This window comes from Dyella sp. Tek66A03, from assembly GCF_052567735.1.
Genome location: NZ_CP199584.1, coordinates 2,070,556 through 2,096,440, shown reverse-complemented (window position 1 = coordinate 2,096,440; position 25,885 = coordinate 2,070,556). Strand labels below are relative to the sequence as shown.

The 25,885-nt window shown below is 60.9% G+C and carries 21 protein-coding genes; 6 read left to right on the top strand and 15 right to left on the bottom strand.

The window, feature by feature from the left end; genetic code table 11:
* Positions 1-139: 139 nt before the first annotated feature.
* Positions 140-3,103 (bottom strand): TonB-dependent receptor plug domain-containing protein, encoded by a 2,964-nt coding sequence (locus ACT01B_RS09300; RefSeq protein WP_445147066.1) that lies wholly within the window; start codon positions 3,101-3,103, stop codon positions 140-142.
* Positions 3,104-3,341: 238 nt separating this feature from the next.
* Positions 3,342-5,708, bottom strand: a complete 2,367-nt coding sequence (locus ACT01B_RS09295; protein ID WP_445147065.1) for a GH92 family glycosyl hydrolase — start codon at positions 5,706-5,708, stop codon at positions 3,342-3,344.
* A 691-nt stretch (positions 5,709-6,399) separates the two neighbouring features.
* Here ACT01B_RS09295 and ACT01B_RS09290 point away from each other — a divergent pair.
* Positions 6,400-7,092 (top strand): CDGSH iron-sulfur domain-containing protein, encoded by a 693-nt coding sequence (locus tag ACT01B_RS09290; RefSeq protein ID WP_445147064.1) that lies wholly within the window; start codon positions 6,400-6,402, stop codon positions 7,090-7,092.
* Positions 7,093-7,167: 75 nt separating this feature from the next.
* Here the strand turns inward: ACT01B_RS09290 and ACT01B_RS09285 are convergent, their stop codons facing one another.
* The 7 genes from ACT01B_RS09285 to ACT01B_RS09255 all read right to left on the bottom strand — a co-directional run bounded on the left by ACT01B_RS09285 (position 7,168) and on the right by ACT01B_RS09255 (position 16,903).
* The gene (locus tag ACT01B_RS09285) at positions 7,168-8,589 is read right to left on the bottom strand and encodes a DUF2252 domain-containing protein (protein WP_445147063.1); all 1,422 of its coding nucleotides are present in this window, start codon (positions 8,587-8,589) and stop codon (positions 7,168-7,170) included.
* A gap of 543 nt (positions 8,590-9,132) precedes the next feature.
* Positions 9,133-9,978, bottom strand: a complete 846-nt coding sequence (locus ACT01B_RS09280; protein WP_445147062.1) for a GAF domain-containing protein — start codon at positions 9,976-9,978, stop codon at positions 9,133-9,135.
* A 485-nt stretch (positions 9,979-10,463) separates the two neighbouring features.
* Entirely contained in the window at positions 10,464-11,753 is a 1,290-nt protein-coding gene (locus tag ACT01B_RS09275) for an alpha/beta hydrolase (protein ID WP_445147061.1), read from the bottom strand.
* Between the two features lie 200 nt (positions 11,754-11,953).
* Complete coding sequence (locus tag ACT01B_RS09270) at positions 11,954-12,571, bottom strand: dihydrofolate reductase family protein (RefSeq protein ID WP_445147060.1); 618 nt, start codon at positions 12,569-12,571, stop codon at positions 11,954-11,956.
* Positions 12,572-12,757: 186 nt separating this feature from the next.
* The gene (locus ACT01B_RS09265; RefSeq protein ID WP_445147059.1) at positions 12,758-15,016 is read right to left on the bottom strand and encodes a winged helix-turn-helix domain-containing protein; all 2,259 of its coding nucleotides are present in this window, start codon (positions 15,014-15,016) and stop codon (positions 12,758-12,760) included.
* Positions 15,017-15,253: 237 nt separating this feature from the next.
* Entirely contained in the window at positions 15,254-15,967 is a 714-nt protein-coding gene (locus ACT01B_RS09260; RefSeq protein WP_445147058.1) for a hypothetical protein, read from the bottom strand.
* Between the two features lie 354 nt (positions 15,968-16,321).
* Entirely contained in the window at positions 16,322-16,903 is a 582-nt protein-coding gene (locus tag ACT01B_RS09255; RefSeq protein WP_445147057.1) for an OmpA family protein, read from the bottom strand.
* A 402-nt stretch (positions 16,904-17,305) separates the two neighbouring features.
* Here ACT01B_RS09255 and ACT01B_RS09250 point away from each other — a divergent pair, with 402 nt between their 5' ends.
* A complete protein-coding gene (locus ACT01B_RS09250) occupies positions 17,306-18,001 on the top strand; it encodes a MarC family NAAT transporter (RefSeq protein WP_445147056.1) in 696 nt (231 codons plus the stop codon).
* A 375-nt stretch (positions 18,002-18,376) separates the two neighbouring features.
* Here ACT01B_RS09250 and ACT01B_RS09245 read toward each other — a convergent pair whose 3' ends face one another.
* Positions 18,377-19,249 carry a bifunctional helix-turn-helix transcriptional regulator/GNAT family N-acetyltransferase gene (locus tag ACT01B_RS09245; protein ID WP_445147055.1) on the bottom strand — a complete coding sequence of 291 codons (873 nt, stop codon included), beginning with the start codon at positions 19,247-19,249 and terminating at the stop codon, positions 18,377-18,379.
* A 145-nt stretch (positions 19,250-19,394) separates the two neighbouring features.
* On the opposite strand from ACT01B_RS09245, the gene ACT01B_RS09240 reads away from it, so the two are divergent.
* Positions 19,395-19,748, top strand: coding sequence for a YciI family protein (locus ACT01B_RS09240; RefSeq protein ID WP_445147054.1), 354 nt, complete (start codon positions 19,395-19,397; stop codon positions 19,746-19,748).
* Between the two features lie 196 nt (positions 19,749-19,944).
* On the top strand, positions 19,945-20,211 hold the full coding sequence (locus ACT01B_RS09235; RefSeq protein ID WP_445147053.1) for a hypothetical protein: 267 nt from the start codon (positions 19,945-19,947) through the stop codon (positions 20,209-20,211).
* 139 nt (positions 20,212-20,350) lie between these two features.
* Here the strand turns inward: ACT01B_RS09235 and ACT01B_RS09230 are convergent, their stop codons facing one another.
* On the bottom strand, positions 20,351-21,274 hold the full coding sequence (locus ACT01B_RS09230) for a LysR family transcriptional regulator (RefSeq protein WP_445147052.1): 924 nt from the start codon (positions 21,272-21,274) through the stop codon (positions 20,351-20,353).
* A gap of 144 nt (positions 21,275-21,418) precedes the next feature.
* Between ACT01B_RS09230 and ACT01B_RS09225 the strand changes: the two genes are divergently transcribed.
* Positions 21,419-21,973 (top strand): lipocalin-like domain-containing protein, encoded by a 555-nt coding sequence (locus ACT01B_RS09225; RefSeq protein ID WP_445147051.1) that lies wholly within the window; start codon positions 21,419-21,421, stop codon positions 21,971-21,973.
* A gap of 125 nt (positions 21,974-22,098) precedes the next feature.
* Here the strand turns inward: ACT01B_RS09225 and ACT01B_RS09220 are convergent, their stop codons facing one another.
* The 4 genes from ACT01B_RS09220 to ACT01B_RS09205 form a co-directional block, all read right to left on the bottom strand.
* Entirely contained in the window at positions 22,099-23,094 is a 996-nt protein-coding gene (locus tag ACT01B_RS09220) for an aldo/keto reductase (RefSeq protein WP_445147050.1), read from the bottom strand.
* 118 nt (positions 23,095-23,212) lie between these two features.
* Complete coding sequence (locus ACT01B_RS09215) at positions 23,213-24,145, bottom strand: retroviral-like aspartic protease family protein (RefSeq protein WP_445147049.1); 933 nt, start codon at positions 24,143-24,145, stop codon at positions 23,213-23,215.
* Positions 24,146-24,188: 43 nt separating this feature from the next.
* Entirely contained in the window at positions 24,189-24,410 is a 222-nt protein-coding gene (locus ACT01B_RS09210) for a helix-turn-helix domain-containing protein (RefSeq protein WP_445147048.1), read from the bottom strand.
* Complete coding sequence (locus ACT01B_RS09205) at positions 24,410-25,000, bottom strand: DUF2975 domain-containing protein (protein WP_445147047.1); 591 nt, start codon at positions 24,998-25,000, stop codon at positions 24,410-24,412. The genes ACT01B_RS09210 and ACT01B_RS09205 overlap by 1 nt, the downstream gene beginning before the upstream one ends.
* Before the next feature lie 210 nt (positions 25,001-25,210).
* Between ACT01B_RS09205 and ACT01B_RS09200 the strand changes: the two genes are divergently transcribed.
* Complete coding sequence (locus tag ACT01B_RS09200; protein ID WP_445147046.1) at positions 25,211-25,741, top strand: dihydrofolate reductase family protein; 531 nt, start codon at positions 25,211-25,213, stop codon at positions 25,739-25,741.
* Positions 25,742-25,885: the final 144 nt, after the last annotated feature.

Genomic DNA, 25,885 nt, shown 5'->3' with positions numbered 1-25,885 from the left:
GATTTAGGTCCGAGACGACATCTGCCGCCTTCTTGCAAGTCAGGCCCCGGCCCACAACCTGACTGTCCTCATGATCTGCAGGAGGGCTGCGCATGCATGCGCGCAGCCCTCCAAGGCCATCGCTGCTCTCTACAAAGCGTTAGAACTTGACCGTCACGCGCGCCCAGAAGTAGCGGCCCATCAGGTCGAAGTCACTTGGGTCGGTGTTGGCATTGATCGTGTTGTTCGCGTACAGCATAGGCGGCTGCTTGTCGAACAGGTTGTTCACGCCGAAGTCCACGCGCGTATTGATCGGGGCGATGTTGTAGCCAAGCGATACATCGCTGTACATCGTCGAACCGTAGTGCAGGATCGTGCCCGCCTCGAAGTTCGGCTGGGTGTCATTGACCGAACCCGCGGCGCCACCGTTGGTGAAGCCGCTGATCCAGCGCATGCGCCACTGGGCGCTCCAGCCGCCCTGCTGCCAATCCACGTAGCCCTGTGCGCGCCAACGCGGAAACAGGCAACCGCCGATGTTGTCCGGGCATGCCGCCGCCTGCGCGGAACCGCCCGGCAGATAGCGACCGGCATTCTGGTAGGTGATATTGCCGGCCACGCCCGGCGCCGTGTTCTGGGTGTAGTAACGCAGGTAGGTGGCATTGATGCCAACGTTGAACTGGCCGAAGGAGAACTGCGGCAGCTTGTAGTTCGCCGACCAGTCGATGCCGCTGGTGCTGATGCTACCCAGGTTACCCGTGGGTTCCACCGTGGACTGCAACAACTGGCCCACGTTTGGACCGCTGGGATTGCGCTGAATGTACTGACAGTAGATGGTCGAACCTGCCGCGCAGAGATTGAGCAGGCTCTGCAGACCCACGCTGGTGATGGTGTCGTTCAAGGTCACGCGCCACGCATCGACGGTGGTGGAGAGACCGGGCACATAGGACGGGCTGTACACCGCACCAAAATCATACGAGGTACCGTGCTCCGGCTTGACCGGGAAGCCGGCAACTCGCGCGCCTTGCGTGACCGTGCCCGCCTGCGTCTGCGAGGTTACGGAGTTGTTCGTGAAGGTGCCATTGGTGGGCACGTACTGGCACGCCAGGGCCATCGGCGAGCCCGCCGGTGCACCGGTGAAACCCGTACATGGATCGGTATGGATCATCGGTGAATCGGAGCCCGAGCTGTAGAGCTCGGTCAGGTTCGGCGCGCGGAACACATCTTCCATCGTGCCGCGCAACAGCAGGTCGTCGAACGGCTTGTATTCCAGGGCGAACTTGAAGTTGTTGGTGCTGCCGAAGGTCTGGATACGCGAATAGCGGTCGCCGATGGTGAGGTTCAGCGACTGCACGCCAGGCAGCCCCGCCAATAGCGGAATGAGCGCTTCGGCGTAGATGTCCTTGGTGTTGTAGCCACCCTGCACGGCGCTGAGACACTGGCTGCCCAGGATACAGTTGCCGGTACTGGGATCGAGCAACAACTGCGGTGCAGGAATGGAGCGCTCGTAATCCGTGCGGTACTCGGCGCCAACCGCGAGCTGCACGCCACCGGCAGGCAGGCTGAACAACTCGCCGCTAAGGCCCGCGTGCCAGGTCTTTTGGATCGTATAGAGATTCGACGGGGCCGTGACGCTGGCCGCCCTGATCGCTGCCACGGAACCTGGCGTATTGATATCGAACGGATTGAACTGGCAGGCCACGACGCTGGGGCAACCGGTGCCCGTCGCCACGCCGTCCGCACCCATGGTGGAGGCACCCGTATACAACTGGGTTCCGTCAACCAGGCCGCCGACGGTTTTGACCACGCTCTGGTGACCGTAGTTAAAGCCCGCGTCCCAGTTCCAGTTCTTGCCCCAGGCGACGAAGTCGCCGCGGAAACCGGTATTGATCTGCGCGTCCGTGCTGCCGTTCAGCGCCGTACGGTTGCCATTCGAGGTCAGGCGCGAAGACAAGGTATTCCCGCTAGCGCCAAAACCCACGCCGAATGGGTTGAACGCGTTGTTCTGATCAATCACCGCACCCGTCGACGCGGTGCCGTACACCGTCGGCGCCAACTGGGCGCTGGAGGAGGTCTTCTGGTAGATGGCATCCACGTAGGCGGTGACATGCTCGCCGAGATGGTAGTCGCCATTGAGGAAGCCGCCTGTGCGCTCCTGCGGCGTCATGATCAGGTTGACCGCAGCGTAGTTGTACTTGTCGCCGTTGCCGTAGCAATGGTAGTTCGCGTTGTTGACCACCTGGCTATTGCCGCCAGCACTCAACGATACGTATCCGCAACCGAACTGGCCGGCAAGGCCGCTGCCGGCAATGCCCTTCACGGGGTCCGCCACGGTGCCGGGGAGCTGGATGCGGCCGACCGGTGTGGATGACGAGCCACCGACGACCACGTTGCTGCCGGACAGCGTCAGCGCATGCTTGGAGAAGTCGCGGTTGGCTGCCAGCACGCCATCCTGCTTGTTGTAGTTCAAGCCGGCCATGATGCTTCCCTTGTCGGACGACTGTCCGAAAGTGAAGGTATAGCCGCTCTGGTCGCCATCGTTGCGATCGGACTGGCCGACGTTGGCCGTGAAGGTGGCACCCTGGTAGTTCTTGCGCAGGATGAAGTTCACGACGCCGCCGATGGCGTCCGAACCGTAGGTCGCCGAGGCGCCGGTCGGCAGCACTTCGATGCGTTCGATCGCATCGGCCGGAATGGCGTTCGGATCCTTGCTCAGCAGGCGCTGGCCATCCACCAGGATCAGCGTGCGATTGGAACCCAGGCCGCGCAGGTTGATGCTCGAACTGCCGGTGCCGCCGCCGTTGTTGACCTGCGGGTTGACGTTACCTCCGGTCATCGCCGGCAGCTGCTGCACCAGCTCACCCAGGGTCTGCTTGCCGGTCGCCTGGATCTTCGCGCGATCGATGGTCACGATCGGGCTGGCCGTCTCGACGTCTACACGGCGAATCAGCGAACCGGTGACAGTGACCGTGTCGAGTGTCTTGCTCTTGGCCTGTTCCGGCGCCGCGTTATTCGTGGCCTGCGCGTCTTGCGCGAAGGCAGCGGTACCGTACGTGCTCGCCGCGAGCATACCCAGCGACAGAGCAAGACGCACCGACGTGCATAGTTTGTTCTCTCCGATCTTCATGAAGCACCTTTTTTTTCGACGTGTTCAATGACTTCTAAAAAATGCATGGGCGATTGCGTAAAGAACTCCTGATGGAAGACAGCCCCTCCGAAATCGGCCACCCAGCGTGTAAAGCACCCGCAGCTATCCGCCCGCCAAGCGCATGCGTGCTGACATTGCGTTGTTCATCCCCGCCCTCCCCGCCCTATTTGTATCGATCTAAAATTGAAACAAAGCCTGCCCGCTCGGTGCCGCCCGCTTAGGTCTTCGGTGGTGAGAACGACGGCGGTGCCTTGGCGATATCGCTACCCCAAAGCAGGTCAGGCGTGGCATGCAAGGTAAAGTTGAGGTGCCCGCCGTTGGTCGCGAAGCTGGCGGGTAGCCACGGGCTGTCATGCGGCTGGCCATTCAGCGTGAGCGCATGCACGAACGGTGCATCGGTGGCCGCGCCGGACGCTTCAATCGTCACGTCGCCACCTGCGCGATGGATCACGGCGCGCGGGAACAACGGACTGCCGATGACCAGCTCGGCGCGCCCCGGAATAGCCGGATAGAGGCCAAGCGCCGACCACACGTACCACGATGACATCTCACCCAGATCGTCATTGCCCGGAATGCCCTCTGGCGTGTTCTGCCACAACGTGTTGAGCACGATGCGCACGGCCTCCTGCGTCTTGGCGGGTTGGCCCGCAAACGCGTAAAGCCAGGGCGTGCCGATCGAAGGTTCGTTGTCGAGTTCCGCGTGCAGCGGACCGGATCGAGTCAACGCCCACTGGCCCTTGTCGTCATGGAAGAAGCGATCGAGTCGCTCGACTGCCTTGGCGTTGCCGCCCAGTTGGTCGAACAGCCCGTGCACGTCGAACGGCACCATCCATAAATAGACCGAGGCGCTCCCTTCCACAAAGCCGTCCTCAGTCTCCGGGGCAAATGCCGGCCAGCTACCGTTGACGTTGCGATTCTGGATGTAGCCGCCTTGCGGCGTGGCCTTGGGATTGAACAGATTGCGCCAGTAGCCTGCGCGGGTGAGAAAGCGGCGCTCACCCTCGCTATCACCCACGCGCGCGGCCAGTTGAGCCAGTGCGAAATCGGCCGTGGCATCTTCCAGCGTTTCCGCGGCACCGGCCCAGGCATGCGAGGTGGTGGCGATGTAGTGCAGGTGCAGCCACTGGTCCAGCGACGGCCGCTGACCCACGCATTCCACATTGCAGCCATCGTCAGATAGGTCATGCGCGGTGGGTTCGATGGCCGCCTTGACCAAGGAGGCATAAGCATTCTTGAGGTCGAAGTTGCGCCCGCCGAACGCATCGATCGCCGCGAGCGCAGGCACGGCGGGATCGCCGCTCATCACATGGGTGCCGCCGCTATTGTGCGTCCAGCGATCCCACTCGCCGCCATTCTGCGTGGCCTGGTTGTACAGCGACTGGGCCATATCGCTGCCCACCGCGGGATCGAGCCAGGTGAGCAATTGCAGCTGCGAGCGATACACATCCCAGCCGGAGAAATTGGCGTATTGCGCGCGCTGCGTGCCGGAGATGCGATGCACCTGCTGGTCGAAACCACGGTATTCGCCGTTGCTATCGCTGAATACATTGGGATGGATCAGCGAGTGATACAGCGCGGTGTAGAACGTGGTGCGCTGATCGTCGGTACCGCCCTCGATGGCGATTTTATCCAGAGTCTCGCTCCAGGCGCCGCGCGTGCGCTCACGCAGCTGTGCCAGCGTGGTGCCCTTGGGGATCTCCGCGTCGAGGTTGGCCTGCGCATTGGCCACGCTCACATAGGAAATACCGACGCGCACCTGCACGTCGCCACCGTTCGGCGCAAAGCCTAGCCACACGCCTGAGCCCTTGCGCGCTTCCGGGTAGCCCTTGTCGCCATAGCCGGTGCCACCCCGCGCCTTGTTCTTGCCAGGCTCTACCGCGCCGTCGTGCCAGGCGCCCTTGCCGGTGAATGGCTGGTCGAACTTCGCCACGAAATACAGCGTGTAGTAGCTGCGCTGATCCGCCTGCGCCAGATAGCCGCAGAAGTTGCCGCTGGTCACGGAGCCGCTGACGGTGCGCCTCGCCGTGTCGATCTTTACGCTGGCATCGCTGCTGCCGACTTCCGAATCCGACGCGCGGATCAACAGGTTTGCCGGCTTGCCGGCCGGAAACGCAAAGCTCGCCATGCCGCTGCGCATCGCTGCGGCCAACGCCACGCTGACGCCATTGGACAGGCGCACGCGATAATCGCCGACCTTCGCCACTTCGTCCGCGTGGGCGAAGTCGCTGGCATAGACACTGTCGGTGAGGTCGGCAGACGGCGAGCTGACCACCGGCACGGTGATCGGCATGAAGGGCATGTCGCCACTGGCACCGGCGCAGCCAGCGCCGGAAAGGTGGGTAAGACTGAAGCCGCGAATGCGGGTGGCGTCGTACTGGTAGCCACTGGGCGACGCCGTATGCGCATGCTTGCCGCGAGTGTTCTCCGGGCTCCACTGCAACATGCCCAGGGGCATCGACACGCCTGGAAAAGTGTTTCCGCCATGGCGACTGCCGATCAGCGGATTCACCAGATCGGCAGTCCGCCCTGTTTCCTGCGCCATCGCCTGCCCCGCCACCGAAGTGAAGAGCCCAGCCAGCGCCATGGCGAGGCCACGGGCCCACGAGCGCCCCCTGCGGTTAACCCTGCATCCCGAACGATTCTTGGCAGACGACGGCAGATTCATAGGAAAGGCTTCACTGGTATTCGTTGGGCCCGGCGGTTGGCTGGCCACAAGCCCAGCCCCACCCATTAGATTTAGATCGATCTAAATTGACATCAAAAAAAATGGCGGACGCGGTTGCACGTGGTTATCGAGCCCTTGGGGATTAGCCAAGGACTGGAGAAACACGCAACGCCAACATGACCGCCGCGTTACGCATGGGCACGGACTCTATATCGACTCCGCCCCACAAAGCTTGCTGCAATGCATGAAAAATTAGCCGCCCTCGACCGCATCGCCTGATCACACACCCCCTGGCTACCTACCCACGCGGCCGATCAATCCGATCTCCTTCTCTCCTCGCCCTCTAACTTTCCTTTGTCGCCTGCACCACACACGCTCCATCAAGAAGCACCCTCTGCGTAAGCCACAACAGATCCACGGATAAGCGCCATGGTCCATCCGGGTATCCATGCAATGGGCATGGGATTAGTCTTAAAAAAGGTCCGCGGCGTATCCGCTTTACATCCATACCTCCCTTCGGACGCCCGCGCTTCGTACGGCGAACAGCTTCCAAGTCCATGTGTCACGCGGTGACAAACATCGATGAACATCAGCCAGAAGGGTGAATCGAATGGAACCGGTGAAAGCGAAAATCCAAGTGACTGTTTCAGAAAATGGCCCCTACCTGGTCGTCGGCGACATTCCGCTCGCGCGACAGACCATCGTCGCTGATGCCGAGGGTGGCTCTGAGACGTGGCAGGAGGGTGAGCTCATCGATCACCGGCCCAAATATGCGCTTTGCCGTTGTGGTGGTTCGCAGTCGAAGCCGTTCTGCGACGGCTCTCATCTGAAAAACGGATTTGATGGCACCGAGACCGCGAGCCGGGAGCCCTACCTCAAGCAGGCGAAGATGTTTGACGGACCCACGCTCGCTCTCACCGACGCGGAACCACTCTGCGCGTTCGCGCGGTTCTGCGATCCCCACGGGCAAGTCTGGGCCCAGGTTTCTCAGACCGACAACCCGCAAGTGCGTGCCCAGTTCGCTCGCCAGGTAAACCATTGTCCTTCCGGACGCCTGGTCGCGTGGGACAAGGCGACGGGGCAACCGGTGGAGACTGCCCTGCCCGTTTCCATCGGCTTGATCGAAGACCCACCGGAACATTGCAGCGGCCCGCTATGGTTGCGCGGCAACATCCCCGTCATCGCGGCCGACGGATTCGCCTACGAAGTGCGCAATCGGGTCACGCTGTGTCGATGCGGCCAATCGAAGAACAAACCATTCTGCGATGGCTCACACGCCACGATTCATTTTCAGGATCATTGAGCAAGCGAATGCGAGCTGGCGACCCATGTGGAAACGGCGGCGCCTCGCCCTGAAGAGGCTTGGCTGCCTCCCTGCCTAATTTCCGACCGTGCTCTGGATCCGCCCTTCTCTGATCGCGCTGACGAACGCCCGATAGTCCCTGCGATTCTGGGCACTGTACTCGGTCGCGAATTCCATGATTGCCTCGTCGAAGGTCTGCCCGGCGCCCATATATCCTGCCATCATCGCCGCATCGCCGGAACGGGCATGTGCGCGCGCCAGTGCATGTGCGCACATCCGCCCATATTGCCGCAACAACCCTACATCCCAGTCTTCGATAACCACGGACATCTTCATGTCGCGAAGCTGACGGATATAGAAATCGCGACCGTTGTTGCCCCGAGTCCAGCCGAGAAACACGTCGCTCGCCGCCTGCATGATGCGCTGGCCCGCGATGACACGCTGGCCCTGATTGGGATGCAGGCTCTTCCCCGCATACGGCTCGAGCACCGAGGCGCGCGCCTCCTTCACCTGCAGGAATAGCGGGTCGTTGTCCGCCGCCATGAACAGACCCACGGCGCACATGGTACCGACGCTTCCGACGCCGACGACCTTGATCGCCATATCGAACAGGTGGAAACGGTCGAACAGCGTGCGGACATGCTCGGGCATGCTCTCGCGATACGACGCTATCGCTTCGGCGTACCCGGACGTGAGGCCGGGAGCCAGTTCTTCCGTCGGATGGAAGATCAGCGGCGGGTCGTCCTTGATTCTGGGTGCCACGCCTTCCTGCGAGACGAGCTTCGGATAAAGATGGTCAGGCACCGTCTTGCGCCTTGCCGCTTCGATCCGCTCCGCCATCCGTTTGCGCGCCACGGCCACGACAGCCGGGTCGCCCGACCGGTCCTCATACTTCTGCAGGTCGATTCTGTCGTACCAGACATCGAGCGCGCGCATCCCTGCGTAATCGACCATCTGTTCGCGGTACGCGCGGACGAGATCGGAGGCCACCTGTGCGATGTCGCTGCGGCGGAGCTCCAGGTGTTGCGCTGCGATCACCACACTCGCAGCAAGCCGTTTGAGGTCCCACTCAAACGGGGCTGGCAGCGTCTCGTCGAGATCGTTGATGTCGAAGATCACGTTGCGCTCGGGCGTCGCGAAGCCACCGAAGTTCATCAGGTGCGCGTCGCCGCACGCCTGCACCCGGATCCCGCTCGTTGGCGCCGTCGCCAGGTCGGCCGCCATCAGCGCCGCCGAACCACGATAGAACGCAAACGGCGATTCGGACATGCGCCCGAAGCGGATCGGGATCAGGCTCAGGATGCGGCCCTCGTTGGAATCGCTCAGGAGCTCGACCGGGTCGCGGCGATCCTTGGGCGGCGTCCACCCCGCCTGCGACATACGCGGCACGGTGTTCCGCAGCTCCCGCCCTAGGGCGATACGTTCGTCGGCGGTGAGGTAAGGGGACGTGGCTTGAGATGCACCATTCTTGTGTCGACGCGTATCGGATTTGGCCATGGCCATTCCCTTCTGTCATTGCTGGCACGACAATGGAAAAATTGCGAGAGGCTTTCTTGACGGACATTGCCGTACCCCTCGAAACCCCTGGGGTAACGCAAGCATTTCAGCGGTCGGAAATCCGCTCCAGCCCCTTGTCCGATCACCGGCCCGGTGACTTGTCGGCGCTTTAGCCAGTGCCGTTGGCGTGCCAAAACGCTCTGCTCTGGTTCATCGATCTTGTGACTGAGGTCGTAGAGGGGGGGTGAAATGGACTGCCCCGGGAAGTAGGGCTCGGGCCGGCCTAACGAAGGGGCAGATCGGCAGCTTGGCACCGATGACAGTCCAACCTGCAATAGAAGTGAGCGGCCTCCCAGGGGCACTTGCATACGTATGGGTCGAGGCGAACAGATCGCATACGATCAAGCGGCGATTCAGTCGTGCATTCTTTGGCTCATCCCCAAGGATTTCATGGCGGCCCGTATGCCGCCACGTCCGTAACCCACTCACATTTGAAATGTCCGATTCGGGTTGCGGACATTCCGGTGTTCCGGACCCGCCGCGTCACAACACAGCGCACGACGCTGCTCTGTCAATTTCTTCGCCAACGCCTCTCGCCAACTTCTCCAGGACTTTTACCGTGGCTTCATCAAGGTGGCGGGGCTGTGGATCCACGGCACATAGCGTCCCGAAGAACTGCCCATGCGCTCGGTAGATAGGTAGGGCGATATAACTTTCGAAGCCGTACAGCGGCGGCGTTGGGTGTCTTGAAAACAAAGGATGGGTGCTCGCATGGCTGAACATCACCGTCTTGCCGTGCGTACGGATTTCGTTGCAGATGGTGGTTTCCAGTAGCAGGTCCTGCCCTGGCCGCAGTCCGAAATTAATCGTGTCGTAGACGGCGCAAGCAGTCCACCGCGTGTCGGTCACTCTCGCGATGGTGACGAATCGCATGCCGCTCACGCGCGAAACTTCCTGCAGGATCGACGCAACGCCCGGCATGTGCAGCACGAGACCGACATCACGATTCGCCGCGGCATTCTCCGCTGCATCTGGTGCGGAGCCGTCTGCGGGTGTCAGTCGCTCAATGACACGCTTCTCCAAGCTGATACGCGACACCCGATGCACAAAGCTGCGCACGTAGAGGCCCAGGCCTCGCAACTGGGAAGTGGGACCCGTCACGACCAGACCACGAGGATCAATTCGCACGTCCATCAGGTTGTTCTGCGACTTGAATTCACCAACCTGGGAGACAAAGGCTTCGATCCAGTAGTGATCGGGACGCGTACTCAAGAATGCGATCATCGCCGGCCCCGGGCTGTCACAGCCCGTCATAGACGGCGACGGCATATCGAAGCCCACAACAGAAGGGGGCCAGGCGAACTCACACGTAGGGTTTTGCGAGGACATGACGATTGCTCTCCCCCTAAGCCACACGTTGCATGCGGTAGATGTGCCTAGGCACGCGCCACCATGCGCGCGTACGACACCACCGGCGTCTCTTCTGAATAAATGCGCTACCCCTAGGTTTGCATAGTTGTCCCAAAGCACGGGCAATTCTGCAATACCGACAAAAGGAGGGGGTCGGAACATCGAATTGTCATTGGCCAAGCAGACGCTCTGGGTGAGTCAACTGGGCCGCCATGGTGCGAATAAAAGGGTTCCCCTTAAGGTCGATATCCGCCCTCCCTGACAATTCGACACTCCTGAATTCGACGCTACCTTGGCGGTCCCGCAATACGTCACTGAAGCTGGCAAGGAGGAAAACAGTACCAGGTTGACTTATCGGCGGATGGCAGATCCATCGATGGTGGAGGAAAGGGCTTCTCCGGCCAGGGCTAGACGCAGTTCTCCGGCTCACAGGAAGCCAACCTCGCGGCCAAAATACGTGAAAGTCAGTCTGTCTTGAAAGGCGGGCGAGCTATCGGCTCGCATTTCGATGCCTTGAGCCCACTCACCGAGCCGCTGCGCACCAGCCCTTGGTACAACTGGCTGACACAGTCGTTCCACTCCGTATGTCCCTGGCCACGAATCACGATTTCGACGGCGTTGGAAAAGCCTTCAACGACATGTCGGGTGTACCAGAGCGGTGTACCACCATCCGCATCGCCAGTGACGAATAGTGCGGGCACGGACGAGTGCACTGGCTCACGATAGCCCCTTGGCAACGCTACTTTCGGCCAATACTTGCAGGCGGCCTGTTGTTGGCGCACTCGATCGCTGCCCAGGAAGGTGCCTTGCGTTTGGGCCATGATGTCCTGATTGCGTAGAAATGCAACGTCATCGTTGCAGGTGATGGCAAAGAACAGTCCAAAACTGAAATCCGAGTCGTCGTCATTTGCCAGCACGTCCTCGGCAATCGGGCTCCAGTCTCCCGCGTAGGCGCGGTGAATTGCCCAGGGCAGTATCGAGGCGCTACTTGGCCTATAGAGTTTCGTGCGTATCCACTCTGCGACTCGTCCCTTGGTCAGCGGCCAGCTCCCCGCGTGACCGGGAACGGCAACGCGCACGGCACCCGATTCCAGCCTTGCGAACACCGCATGGAACTCTTCCTTCAAGTTCGGGAACGCTGTGCTGCAAGCGGCGTCGCTGGCGCACGCGTCCAAGAGTTGATCGAGAGCTGCTTGCGCTGTCCTGGCCATGGCAAGTGGTGTCGCCTCGTCCACGGGTACCACGCTGCCGAAGTACGCTGTGCGCACGCTCTGAGGGTAAGCACGCAGGTAGACCTGCTCGGCCCGCGTTCCGTAGGACCCGCCGAACAGATTGAGCGGCCCATACTTGAGGGCTAGGCGAACGTGCTCAAGATCGTCCGCAAAATGCGTGTAGGTGTATTGGGTCAGATCGGCATGAACGCGCAACCGCTCTTCGCACTTCTTGATGGCGGCGGGTGGAAAGAGATCACGAAGGCGCGGCGCGGGGTCATCCATCGAAGCGAGATCACATGGCAAAGCTCCGGATCGCCCGGCTCCCCGCTGATCCACCAGCAGCAAGTCGCGGTCCTCCAGTAGCGGCGCGAACTGCCTCACATAGATCGAAGCCGCGCTGATCGCGGCCTCTCCCGGCCCGCCCATCAACACGACAATCGGGTCTGCATGCGTCCGCTCGCCGCGGGCCGGGATAACCGCCACGCTGATCGGGAGCTGGCGCCCTGCCGGGATATGTGGATTCTCGGGTACATGAAGCACGCCGCACCGCACGGGTCGCGCTGCATCAGGCAACTCGCACGGGGAAAGTTCGATGGCATCCACACGCCTCGATGGCGCCTCCTGCGATGGCGCCGCTACGGCGGCGCTGGCGCAGAAGGCCGACACGACCATCACGACGAGCAGACCCGGTAGTTGAGCTACCGCACGCCACCCTGGGCCGTCGAGGCTTGATCCAACGGTCATTGATCGCGTCCGCTTTGGGTTGCGGTCTCAGGCGGTGAGTTTCCATGAAGTCGTCGAACCTCGTAGCAAAGCCCCACGATGCCGCTCTTGAAGGCTTTGACCTCAGCCAGATGGAGGGGGATATCTCGGTCAAGCTTGTCGGCGAATGGAATCCCGCTACCAATCATGATGGGCAGCACCGAGTAACGAACTTCATCGGCCAGCCCGAGACGAAGGCATTCGCCGGAAACGAAACCGCCCCCGACAAACCAGATGCTACGGAAGGACGGCCGCAGACGTCCGTTCACGAACTGGGCAAGATCACCTGAGTAGAACTCGACCGTGTCGCGCGTCCGCGGCAGTTTGCGGCTGGTGAGCACGAAAAGGGGTTTGTCGCCATACGACCACCCGAAGCCCTTGGCTTCAAAACTCAACGCTGTTTCATAGGTCCGCGACCCCATCACATAGCAGTCGATCGTCTTGAGGAAAGCCTCGACGAAGCCTGGATCCATGGTTTCTCCGCTGGCAAATTCGTCCGACGTTTCGAGCCAGTCGACGCGGCCGTCGGTCCGAGCGATGAAGCCGTCAAGGCTCGCCGCCATGTGGATGGTTACGCGAGAATCAGCCTGTGCCATGGTGTCGCCCCTCACGTCATACACCACCATTCCCTGTGCGCTATCCCTGGTCTACCCCCATCGTGTCCGCTTCCGGACGAAAGCAGAGATTCACCCAAGCATGATCCGCCAACCAAAACATGGCCTCTACGGGTCATCAGTACGCGGTATAGGGGCTGGTGGAGATTGAATCCAACCTGCATCCTTCTAGACGCCGCTGGGGTACTTCTGCAGCAGCGCCTTGAAGCGTGGATCGTCGCGCAGCGGATCCCATACCGGGTCGATCCGAAGCACTGCGCTCGACAGGATGGCGCCAGCAGGCATGGACAGCACGCGCCCGATCAGGGCGATGGCCTGCTCGGGCTGGCCGACCCGCATATAGAGCTGCGCCTGGTGCGCGAGCATATCCGCTCCGGTGAGGGCATCCTCAGTGACCGGCATCAGGGCGACGGCACGCTCGCCTTCAGCGACGGCCTCGGGCTTACGCCCGAGTCCGGCATAGGCATAACCCAGCGTGAGATGCAGGTCCGCATCGTCCGGCCGCTCGACGAGGGCGGCGCGCGCACGCGCCGCAACCTCGGTATACGCCGCGGTCGCCTTGGCCGTGTCTCCCGCCGCCTCCAAGGCCCACGCCAGATACAGGTGTCGAGGCAAGACAATGTTGTCCGCGTCGTCCCAGTTCTCCGCCTTGTTCGCCTCGACAACCTTGATGACTCCGGCATAGTCGCGCATCATCGAGCGCTCGAAATAGATGGCCATGACATTGCCGGCGTAGGCATCGCTACCCGGCGCGATCGCCGCAAGCTCAGTGCGCAGCGGTGTCGGATCGCCCTTCCACATCAGCTCATTGAAGGCCAGCGACATACGTTCGCCAACGGGATTCTGACTTACTGCGAGGGCAGTGGAATAGGCTCGCTCGGCATCGGCGTAACGACGCATGCTCTGATAAGTCACGCCGAGTTGGTTGAACGCAAACTCACTATGGGGATCAAGTTCGGTGGCCGTGTGAAACAGCGCCACCGCCTCATCCCAACGACCCTGACGCCGGGCGATCGAGGCGATCAGGAGTTCGACCGTGGCACTGTTGGGCAAGGCCTGCCGGGCCAACTCCAACTGGGTAGTGGCAGCGGCGTAATCCCGATGCCCCCAATAGTCATACAAGCCCAGCGCGTAATGCGCCTGGCCCAGATTCGGCTGCAGCGCCAGGGCGCGATCGGCGGCGGTCTTCGCCTCAACCAGTCGCGCGTTCGTGCGATCGGGCCCAAAAAAATACACCTGCATATGGGCGCGCGCCAACGCGGCCGAGGCAAGCGCGAAGTTCGGATCCTTGGCCAGTGCCTGTTGATACAGTGAGATAGCCAACGGCAACTCGGACGATGTAAGCGTGGGGTCATCGTAGGCGCGGTTGGCATGCGTGTCGGCTCGCAAGTACAGATCGTAGGCTTCGGCGTTCAAGGTCGGCACTCGGTCGATACGCGCCGCCTCGGCGGACGTCAGCCGCACCTTCAGCGCCTCGGCCACGTTCTGCGCGACCTCGCCTTCCACATTGAAAACGTTCTCCAGCGTGCGCGTGTACGCTTTCGCCCAGAGATGGTTGCCGCTGTTCGCATCGATCAACTGCACGTTGATCAGCACCTGATTGCCGACCTTCTGTACCGTGCCCTCGAGCAGCGTCGCCACGTCCAATTGTCGCGCTATGGTTTTGACGTCTTCCGGATGGCTCGGGTACTTCTCTGTCGAAGTGCGCGAGATCACCTTGAGTCCGCCAATACCCACCAACTGGGTCAGGATCATGTCCTGCATGCCGCTGGCAAAATACGCGTTGCCCTGGTCGGTACTGAGATTCTCGAACGGCAACACCGCGACCGACTTCAAATCGGCCACCGGCGCCGTGCCCGCAGGGTGACGTGCGAATTGGTGCCAGCCGAGTAGTACGGCTGCCACCACGAAAAGGCTCGTCATCACGACGACGAGTCGCTTTTTGAGCCGACCTGTCTTGCCAGGCCGCGAGGGCGTTGCCGGACTCGCGGCCATCTCGGTCGGTGGCGCGGCGCCATGGCTCGTGAGGGCCGCAACGAAAGCAAGTTCCTTGGCCGGTGATGCGCTGTCCGCCATCAACTCCTCACGCGACGCGGCGGATCGCACCTCGGCATCGAGGCGAAAGCCGATGCCATGCACGGTATGCAGATAGTGGTTTTCTTCACCGCTCTCGCCGAGCGCATGACGCAACATCGCGATCACGCGACTGAGTACGCCAGGCGTGACGTGGGTATGCCCCCACACCTCGTCGAGAATTTCGTCGCGGCTCAATACGCGGCCGGGATCGCGCGCCAACAGGACGAGTACGGCGAAGGCCTTGCGCTCGAGCCCGACTTCCTCGCCATCGACAAACAGACGATGACCCAAGGTGTCGATCTCGACCGCACCGAACGCAATCCACGCAGCAGAGGCGGACTCTGCAGCCATTGATTGGACCTCCATCGCCGCTCCGGTTCCCGTTCAGGTTACACCAAGTGTGTCGCAAGCCTCGGTGTGGCCCAGGTGTGGATTCCGTTGTTGACTGAACAGCATTCCAGTGCCCTCTGAACCACGCGCCGGCGTTGCCCATCTTCACGCTGGCTGCACAAACATCGGTGGCGTCCGCCATGGGCTAAAGCGGACAACCCAGCCTGCTGGCCTCCGGCGCCTTCGGCACCGCTGCGCTTACATGCTCGGCGCAGCGCTGCCGTCGGACCATTTGCCGGCAGGCATCATGAACACGTTTACCGGCTCAGGTGAGCCACGAAACTGGGGGTTCAACATGACGGGAGAGCCTGCCTGATCGGCACCCCAATCCACCTGGGTCGCCGTATAAAACATCAGGTGTGGAATCCAGTGGCCTGCCTGGTCGTCCAGATACCCTTGCTTGGACATCATGTAAGACATGGCCCCAGGCTCCAGGGGCGGCAGTTGCCTGGCGGCGAGCGCAGCCTCGATGTCCTTTTTGATGTCTTCTCTGGATTGCCCGGCCAGCACCAAGGTGGTCCTTTTATACGTCATGGGCAGGATCGATCTGGCCGCCTCGGGATTGAAGCAGATCGGCCCACGTAATTTCGGATTCCAAAACTGGGGAGCATCGAATGGAGACATCCATCCCCGCTCAACGACACACACAAAGCCGTTCTTGCCTTCGACGGCTGTTACATAGCCGTGCGGTTCAAGGACCAGGACGGTGGCACCGTCGGAAATTGCCGCAGGCGCAGCGCTTCGCGCCAACGCTACTTCCGCGGCACGGTTGGGCATCAGGTATTCGGAAAGCGGAGCCATGCGCGGGTAACTTGGCCGCGCCTGCTCAGTCGCGGCGACTGCCCCGACAAGCAACGAGGCGAGCACATATATCGTGACCAAGTCGCTGAAAGTACGGGCTTTTCTCTTCATCTCCTTGCTCCCTTATGCCGTTCCCATGCAAGGTGTTTGAGGCGCGCTCAAGCCGCTGGGCCTGACGGTGCGCCCGGCTCAACTAGAGCCCTCCATAGGAACGACGAACTTGAGACTGGCAAATCGACATCCCTCCTCCCGCCGTGCCGACGTCACATGAGGGAGATGCGAAGAAACGGAGCCGGTTGACCTATTTCTGCCCAGTTGGAAGCACCTACATCGGTTCCTCGGGAGCTGCCATAGCAGCCCCGCAAACAAAACCGCCCGGCAATCACTTGCCGGGCGATTCCCTATTGGGGGTGGCGTCTTGCGGTCTTGCTCAATGTGTCCGCTGCCTCTCCCCGTTTCGCGACGTTACTTGCTGGGGCTCGCCGTGGCGCCGGGGGTCGCTATGGTCAGTTCCACGCGGCGATTTTGCGCCTTGCCCTCGGGCGTATCGTTGGACGCCACCGGATCGGCCTCGCCGAAGCCGTGAGCCGAGACCATATCGGGCCTGACACCTTGCGAGATCATGAACTGCATCACGTTGTCAGCCCGCTTTTGCGACAGGATGAGATTGGTCGAGACGCCCTGACTCGCCAGTTGCGCACCTATCGGCGTGCTATCCGTGTAGCCGTTCACCATGATCTTGTTTCTCTGATGAGGCGCCAGCACCGCGGCTATCTTGGCAATGCTCGTCCTGGCTTCAGGCGACATTTCCCAACCACCGGAGGGGAACAGTAACTGGCTGTTGACCGAAACCTTGATCGCGTTTTGCATCCGCTCGATATGCATCTCGCGAGCATTGATCTCGGTGCCCATGGTCTGGTTGAGTTGCTGGTACTGCGCTTCGAGCTCAGCATTCTTTTGCTGCGACTCATCATATTTCTGCTGCGACACGCAGCCCGCCATCAGCAGCGCTGCACCTAGTACGCATGTTGTCGAAAACTTCGTCATTGGGCTTCCCCTCTCTCCGAGAAGTTGTGCGGTTTCGATCTTGGCCCCTGAACAATGATCGCCATTGGTCGCGATAATTTTCGTCCGCACACTGTGAACAAAATAAAAAAGAAATCGCCTTGCCGATAAGTAGAATTACTGGTTATCACTAGGTAGTTCTTCTGGGCGTGATCTAAACACCCACAATTGCAGTGCCGGTTTCCATCTCATGTGCGAAATGACTCCTAGTTACCATTCGTATCGGCACGTCTGTGGCGAGCGTGACCGGCCTCATGTTGTTCCTCGGTCAGTCAATCAAAACCCCATCGGCGAGCCCAGCAGCCGCCCAAAGTTTGCGCTTGAGCCGAGCGAAGCGAACACGGTTTGGTCATCCAGCTTGGTACATAAAAAGCACGATGGATCTTGGGCCACCTGAAATCGACGCCTATGCACGGATTTCTCAATGATGTCTTCGTGGGGCTGCTTGGCCTGACGACGATCGCCAATCCGATCACGAGCGCCACCGTGCTACTGGCGCTCACGGGACGCTATCCCGAAATGGAACGTAACCGGCAGATCTTCCGGGCCACCATTTACGTGACGGTCGTTCTGCTGATCTGTTTCTATGCCGGCAGCGCCGTCATGAGAGTCTTCGGCATCTCCCTACCCGGACTGCGACTCGCCGGCGGGCTGATCGTTTCCTACATCGGATTCGGCATGCTGTTTCCACCCGCCAGGGTTGCCGAAGACGAAGCGCAGGCCGAAATGGCCGCCAACGCGCCGACCGAGCAGTTGCCCGATATTTCCTTCATCCCATTGACCATGCCCTGCACGACGGGGCCGGGCACCATTGCCTTCATCATCAGCGCCGCCTCCAGCATCCCCGAGCGAAACTATTCTTACAATGTGCATTTCGCCGTGGTCACCATTGCGTTGCTCTTTGCACTGGTGTTCTGGCTATGCCTGCGCGGGGCGACCCCCATCATGCGGTTGCTCGGGGAAAAAGGCGTTGACGCACTGGCGCGCGTGATGGGATTCCTGCTCGTCTGCATCGGCGTGCAATTTGCCATCAACGGCATTCACGACTTGCTGAAGCTCTGGGGCAGCTTTACTGCCTAATGCTGACGAAAGCGCTGGAGCCCACTCCAAGCCCAACCGGCAGACCTGCATCCACTGGTCCAAGCGCGAAGCCAGCCTGGGCGGCTAAGGAGCGGGGTCACAATATCCGTTATCGGTCGGAAGTTGACCTAATGGGTTGTACTCAGACCACGCGCCGGATGCCCATCCGCCCGAGCTACTTGATCGACGAGCCGTAAGATTGATGCGGCGTTCTGATACGGCGACCTACCTCGCTGGTAAAGCCGCCTGTCTGTTGTCATCGGACAAATAGCTTTGAACCAGCGCCCCCAAATCTTAGAGCCGTCGGTGTCAAAGAAAAGACCGTGACCGTCGCTGCCGGAGCTCGGCGTCTTGACGAACTTCAGCCTGCCGCCCTCAGAGCCGCTTCTCAAAGAACCAGTCTGCGTAGGGATCGTCGTTGAAGCGACCGATTTCGTTCCAACCGGTCTTCAGATACAGATTCTTTGCTTCCGGCAACGCGCGATTGGTATCCAGGCGCAGTGTCTTTATAGACAAATCACGCGCAACATCTTCAACGCTTTCCATAAGGCGTTTGGACAGTCCAAGACCGCGCGCCGGTGGAGCGACCCACAGCCGCTTGATCTCCGCCAGCCCCGCACTGACACCCTTCAGCCCCACGCATCCGATGGCTAGCCCATCGGACATGGCGACCAGAAATGCTCCATGCGGACGAATCATCTGTTCGGCGGCCGGGTTGCGCGAACGCGACACCTCGAAGCCCTGTTCGAAGCGCTGCGAGAGCTCGGCGTAATAAGCGTCAAGACAATAGCTCGCAGCTTCGGACCGCGGGTCCGCCTCTTCGATCGCAATGCGTTCGCGGCCAAGTACGGAAGCAACAAGATCCATCGCAGCCAATAACTCTTCCGGTCGACTGTGGTTGGCAAGCATGGATTTTGCCTGGGCATTGGAGAGAGTTTCGTATGCCCGATATTCGGTCTTGCCGGCCTTGGTCAAGCTTACGACCCGGCGACGCGCATCATGAAGACTAGGGAGAGTCTCGACCAGGCCCTCCGCCTCAAGGCCACGCAAAAATCGGCTCATCAGACTTGTCTCGAGCCCAAGATATTCCCGCAAAACCGCCACGTCGGAGCGTCCCTGTCCGATCGCGTTGATGACCCGGGCGGCCCCCAGGGGGCGGCCACGCCCCAGAAAGGACGCATCGAGTGCCCCGACGCCTGTTGTCACGGCGCGATTGAACCGTCGTACCCGTCTGATGGCATCATCCATAAATACCTAACTTACGATAGGTATTTTCAAAGTCAAGCAGTGAGCTGGTTCATTGAGGACGGATGGTCGAATTCGAGCCTGGCCGTTCGTCGTGATACTGAGGACGGGCAATCAGGCCGTCTTGAGATGATCTACGGGAGCCGACATGCAGCAATATCTGGTCGCAATTCATCACCCTGACGACTACGACCCCTCCCTCGAGGGCGAAGCGATGGTCAGTGAAATCCACGCCCTCAACGAAGAGATGCAGGCCTCAGGCGCTCGCTTCTTCGCCGGCGGCTTGGAGTCGGCCAACAAGGCCAAATCGCTGCGCAAGCAGTCGGATGGCCAGGTGGTCGTTACCGACGGACCTTACATTGAGGCCAAGGAGCACGTTGGCGGTTTCTGGATACTGGAAGCCGCTGATATGGATGAGGCACTGGCGTGGGGGCGCAAGGCCGTAGTCGCCTGCCGTGCACCGGTCGAGGTGCGAGCGTTTCATCGGTCGAACCGGCGCTAAATAGCAACGATGTCCGCTTCGGTCAGAAGCAGACATGCGATGCCGGCTGACTACCGGCTAAAGGCGGCTGCGCCAGGGCCCGACGAACGAAGCCGGGAACCGGCTCAACATTCATCCACGCTTCCATTTCCTCGTTTCGAGAACAGCCAGCTTTGCTTGGCTATCCTAACGAACGGATGAGACTGGAGATGCCACCATGTCCGTGGATGCGAAGACTCCGTTCGAACATGTCAACGACGTTCTTGCGCAACTCAAAGAGATGCGTCACTACGCGAAGAACAACGTCGAAACCCTGACGGCGCAGTGGCTGCTGTTCGATGGCGAGTTGAAGAAGCTAAAGCGAGCCGGGCCGATCGAGACGCTGATGACGCGCCAAAGCGAATTGCACGACGCGCTGAACGAGGAGATCGCCACGCTTGAAGAACTGGCGGTATCGCTGCAGCCGCCTCCTGAAGAGGCTTAGCCGGCGACGCTGGCTAAGCCCGCAGCCACGGTGCGCCGTTGGCTGGACCGCAAGTCCAACACGCCTTTCCTGGTACGTATCCGTTCGTATTGAGAGGTGCGCTCCGGGTCGAAAGCAGAAATTGAACTGGCGGCCCTGGTCACCGCGGAGACGATGGCGACATCCCTTCTTCAACATTTTTGGGAAGCCGCCGCGCCACCTCGGCGTACAGGTAGTCGACGAAGTGGCGTACGCGCGGAGGCTGGTAGGTATTCGGGTGATACATCGCATGGATGGGCGCAGGGGCGAACCAGGTGGATGGGTTTATGAGCTTCAGCCGACCTTCGCGTACATCCGATGCCACGGACCAGAATTGTCGGTATGCGAAGCCACGCCCGAGCACGGCCCAGTTGCGTATGACCTCACTGTCGGTGCATTCGTGGTATCGCCGCATCCGCACGATGACGTCTCCGAGGCGCCACTCATTGCGCGGCCCAGCGTTGGTGGTGAGAACGAGCGCCGGCAATTCGGCAAGGTCCTCACGACGCTCGGGCAACCCGTAGGTTTCGATACACGTGGGCGAAGCGCAGACGACACGCCAGCTATCGGCAAGGTGACGCGCGACAAGATCGCTGCTCTCCAGTGGCCCGACGCGAATGGCGATATCGATGTCATCGGGTACGAAACGCGAAAGCGAATCCGATAGCGTGAGAACAATGCGCACTTGCGGGTGAAGTTTCATGAAACCGTCCAGGATGTACACCAGCAGGTTTCGTCCCAGATCGGAAGGTGCTGAGACACGCAACGTTCCACTCACGCCGTCGGTGCCGCTGCGAACGGCACGCTCGGCCTCCTGCATGGTCTCGATGGCAATCCGGCAGGACGCGATGTAGATGCGCCCCTCATCGGTGAGGCGCAATTGACGAGTCGTGCGTTCGAACAGCCGCGCGCCAAGCATGGTCTCGACACGTTGGACGCAGGCGCTGGCTGCCGCAGGCGAGAGCCCGGCCCGGCGCCCGGCAGCCGACAGGCTGCTGAGGTCGGCCGCATCGATGAGGAGCTGCATGTCGCTAAGGCGGTTCATGAGGTCCGGTCCTGAATGCGGGAGACGCGCCCCGAATCATCTTCAAATTCTATTTGAAGGTCAATCAAGAGGGAGACCAATTATCAAATCGGACCAGCGGGGAGACGATGTCAGCCACGGCCCATTGATCTCAAGGTGACCCCCATGTCTCGCACGAAACCCGCCTTGCTTGCCGCATGCCTTGCACTGATGCTCGCGTCGCCCATCGTGGCTGGCGCCCAGGATGGGGCGATGAAACACAGCGACACCTCCAGCAATCACACGTCGGTGCCGAAGGAGCTCGTCGGCGCCTGGACGCTTGTGAGCTGCGACAACGTCTATCCCGATGGTCACCGCGTGGAACTTTACGGCCCCCACCCGGAAGGCATGTGGCTTATCGATGCCCAGGGCGACTACATGATGCAGATGGTTCGGGCCACGCGTATGCCGTTCGCGGCGGGCGACAAATCCAAGGGTACGCCGGACGAGTACCGTGCCGCCTCCATGGATAGCAACGCCCATTTCGGTCACGTCAGTGCCGACGCCAAGGTCATGCACAGCGAGATCCTGCACGCGTCGTTCCCGAACTGGGACGGCAAGAGCGGCAACTCCAGTTACACCATCAACGGCGACCTGCTGACCTATAGCGTGGCCAAGCCCTCGAGCGGTGCCGCCGAAGGCGCGCATGGTGAGGTCGTGTGGCGGCGCGTTCACTCGTAGGAAGACCCAAGGAAGACCGCGAGGGCGACCTTGCTCACGTTGAGCATGGCGGTTTTCGCGTCGCCTCATTTCTCATCGTGAGCAAACAACAAGTGCGCCTTGATGGTCCAATGGTTTGGAACCCCTTACCAGCGCTGGTGAACGTGAGGCGCGACATGGCGCTCATAGACTTCACGGACGTGTTGCATTGCCTCATCGGACAGCGGCGCGAGGCTCGCAGCCGAGACGTTCGACGCTGCCTGGACCGCGTTTTTACTGCCCGGGATGATGACGGAGACCGCATCCTCCATGAGAATCCAGCGAAGAGCCAGTTGCGCCATGGAAGCATCCACCGGCACAAGGCCGCGCAGTTCGTCGACCGCTGTCAGCGCGATGTCATAAGGCACGCCGGAGAACGTTTCGCCGACGTCGAACGCCTCGCCATGGCGATTGAAGGCGCGATGGTCGTCGGACGGAAAAACTGAATCCGCGGACATCTTGCCCGTCAGCATGCCGCTCGCCAGGGGTACTCGCGCAATCACCGCAACGTTTTTCTCCTGTGCCTGTCTGAAGAACAGGTCAGCAGGGCGTTGGCGGAACATGTTGTAGATAATCTGCACCGAGACCACATGGGGATACTCGATTGCCTTCAGCGCTTCCTCGACTTTTTCGACCGACACACCATAGAAGCGAATCTTGCCGGCAGCGACAAACTCGTCCATCGCGTCGAACACCTCGGGACGGTAATAAACCTCCGTCGGCGGGCAGTGCAATTGCACCAGGTCGAGCGTATCGACGCCCAGGTTCGAGAGGCTCCGGTCGATGAAACCGGCGAGCTCACGCTTGTTCGTATATCCGCTCGTCACATGCGGATCGAGCCGACGCCCGAGCTTGGTGGCCACGATCGGGCGCGCGCCGCCTCGCTGCCGCAACACGTCCCGGATGATCCGTTCCGAGCGGCCGTCGCCGTAGACGTCTGCCGTGTCAATGAACGTAACACCACGGTCGAGCGCGGCGTTTAGCGCGGCTTTGGCGTCATCGTCGGCGACAGCGCCCCATGAGCCGCCGATCGCCCATGCCCCAAAGCCGACTTCCGACACATCCCAGCCGGTACGACCAAATTTTCTCTTCGAAAGCGTCATTCAGGTGTTCTTCCTTTGTTTTCCGAAGTATATCGTTGGTGCGAATTCCGGTGATGACCGAACGGTGTTCCGGCCCGGCCTGAGCACCCTCCTCCTGTTGAACTTCGTGCCTCGCTGCTCAATTCGTCGAACAACGCGACGGTTCAAACCAGACGGTTTGGGCCGCGTGGTCGTAGACGAGCCGGTAGCGGCCGATCAGATCGGCACCGAGAATCATCGCGGGCTTGCCACCGAAGTCCTGTGTCAGCACGGGTAGATCGACCACCTGGCCGGTGGCATGGGCGAATACCGTGTTGGCGACGCGCACTTCATCAATCGGTCCCGTACGTGGTACCCGCTTGGTCAAGCTGGTGCCGTAGATAGGCTCGTCGTCGTGGAATGGCGGCAGCGCTGTGTCGATACCGGCGTCCTTGGCAAAGCTTGGCATGAGGCGCGTGCGCCTTGATCCCGTGTCCAGCAGTGCCACGCCCGTCACGCCATTCACCGTGACCGGCAAGGTAAGCAGCGTGGTGCCCGCGTCGATGCCGGCCTTGATGGGCTGGGCGTTTCGCCTGACCACCGTAGTCATGTCGACCGGCTTTGGATAAACCTCCACGCGGCGGCACTGGAAATCAAAGGCGATGACCGCCTTGTCCATGAAGTCGTTGCCAAGCACGCCCGCCTGATGTCCGGCATCGAGACGGTTTGGAAGTCCAAACACCTCGACGCCGTCGATGGGCACGCCACCCAGGGACAAGCTATCGACGTGATACATGGCCACCTTGGAAGAGCCGGTCTGCCCGGACAGGTCCTGGTCCTTTCCTTCCAGTCTCGGGAGCCTGGCCTGGTCAGCGAACCATTGGTACACCGCCGACCCGTCGGCACCGCTATCAAGGATGAAGGGGTACGGCCCCTGACCGTTCACGTAGACGGGCACCGTGTCGTGACCGTCCTTGCCAAGCGTCAGGGGAACCTGCGATCCGGCGGTGGCTTCGGTCGCCATCGTGGCAGAGGCATAGTTCAAGGCAACAAGCAGCGTGGAGGCGAGTACGGCTGTCCGGTGAGGACGCATGACGATCTTCCTGTCAGGGAGTGTGCGGGGATATTTCTCGGTACTACGACTGACTTTCGCCGTCGGGGACGTATTCGAGGAGATCGCCGGGTTGGCAATGCAAATGTCTGCAGATGGCTTCCAGCGTTTCGAAGCGCACGCCTTTGACCTTGCCGGACTTCAGCAACGAGAGATTGGCTTCAGTGATGCCGATGGCGCGCGCCAGCTCGGTGGAGCGAACTTTGCGAAGCGCCAGCATCACGTCCAGCCGAACGACGATGGCCATCAGACAAAGCCCTTGCGGTCTTCATCGATAGCGCAACCGAACGACACGACTCGTGCCAATGCCAACACGATCAGCCCCGCCACGAGCGCATCCAACTGCCGCACTTCAAGCCTGATGGCCACCGCACTCAAACCGGCGGCGAACAAGCTGGCGTGCGTGATGAGCGGCACGGCCGCATAGGCCACCAAGGCCCATGCGACGTTGCGGATGTGGCGAGTATTGCGCGCCGTGAATACCTCACCATGGCCATACATGCCAAACAGCTGCATCAGACTCCACAGGATCGCCAAGCCGGGCAGCAATCGCAGCGCCAGTAGAGCCGCGCATAGGAGAGACTGGCTTACGCTGAAATGGTTGATCGGCACAAAGGCCGGGTCCGGCGCTTCGATCATGCCCAGCCACGGCAGATCCACATTGAAGGCAAAGCTGCCATGCATGAGGCCGGCACGATGCGACCGAAAGGCCAGTGCGCCTACTCCCAGCAGGTCAATCGCCAGGGTCGCCAGCAGGCCTAGACCCGCCAGCCAGGAGAATATTTTGCCATCGCGGATCAAGCGCGGACTGGGCGACAGAGTGGATTCGGACGGCATCGACAGGCTCCTGTAGTGAGAGGAGCCTAGCACTAAATTATCGCTTTACGATAATTACTGTAGATACATTGATAATTTATGCAACGCGCCTCCGTTCCGTCGCAGCCTGCGAGACATCGCAAGCGCCCTGAATTCGCAGATGGTATCCAACCCGACTTCTGCACAGCGGTGGCTCAATCTATCCTGAAGACCCTGGAGCGGAGATTTTCCATGGCGAAGCTTGTCTTTGGATTGAACCAGTCCCTGGATGGCTACATCGACCATCAGGAATTTGCACCGGGTCCGTTGCTCTTTCGTCACTTCATCGAGCAAGTGCGCGACCTGACGGGCAGCGTGTACGGTCGCCGTATGTACGACGTCATGCGCTATTGGGACGAAGACTCTCCTGAGTGGAGCGCCGAAGAACGCGACTTCGCGGCGGCGTGGCGGAGCCAGCCGAAGTGGGTCGTGTCGCACTCGCTGAAGTCAGTCGGCCCGAACGCCACCCTGGTCGCCGATGACATCGAGGCGGTGATACGGCGGCTGAAGGTCGAGCTCCCTGGGGAGATCGAAGTCGCCGGACCCGAGCTGGCGCGAAGCCTGACCGACCTTGGTCTCATCGATGAGTATCGACTTTACCTGCACCCCGTCGTGCTTGGTCGCGGCAAGCCATTCTTCGCGGGCCCTCGGCCGCCGCTTCGTCTCGTGGCCAGCGAATTAATGGGCGAAGATGTGATTAGGTTGACGTACGTTCCTGCTTGATCGCGCGACGCGCCCGACGGACGACGCCGACGCATCAGGTCCGGGTTGGGTTGCGGACGCTGATCAGTGCGACAACTCGGCCTCACGAACGCCTCTCTGCCTTGGCGATCGACATTCGAGCGCGGTCCGAGTCTATCGGTTCGT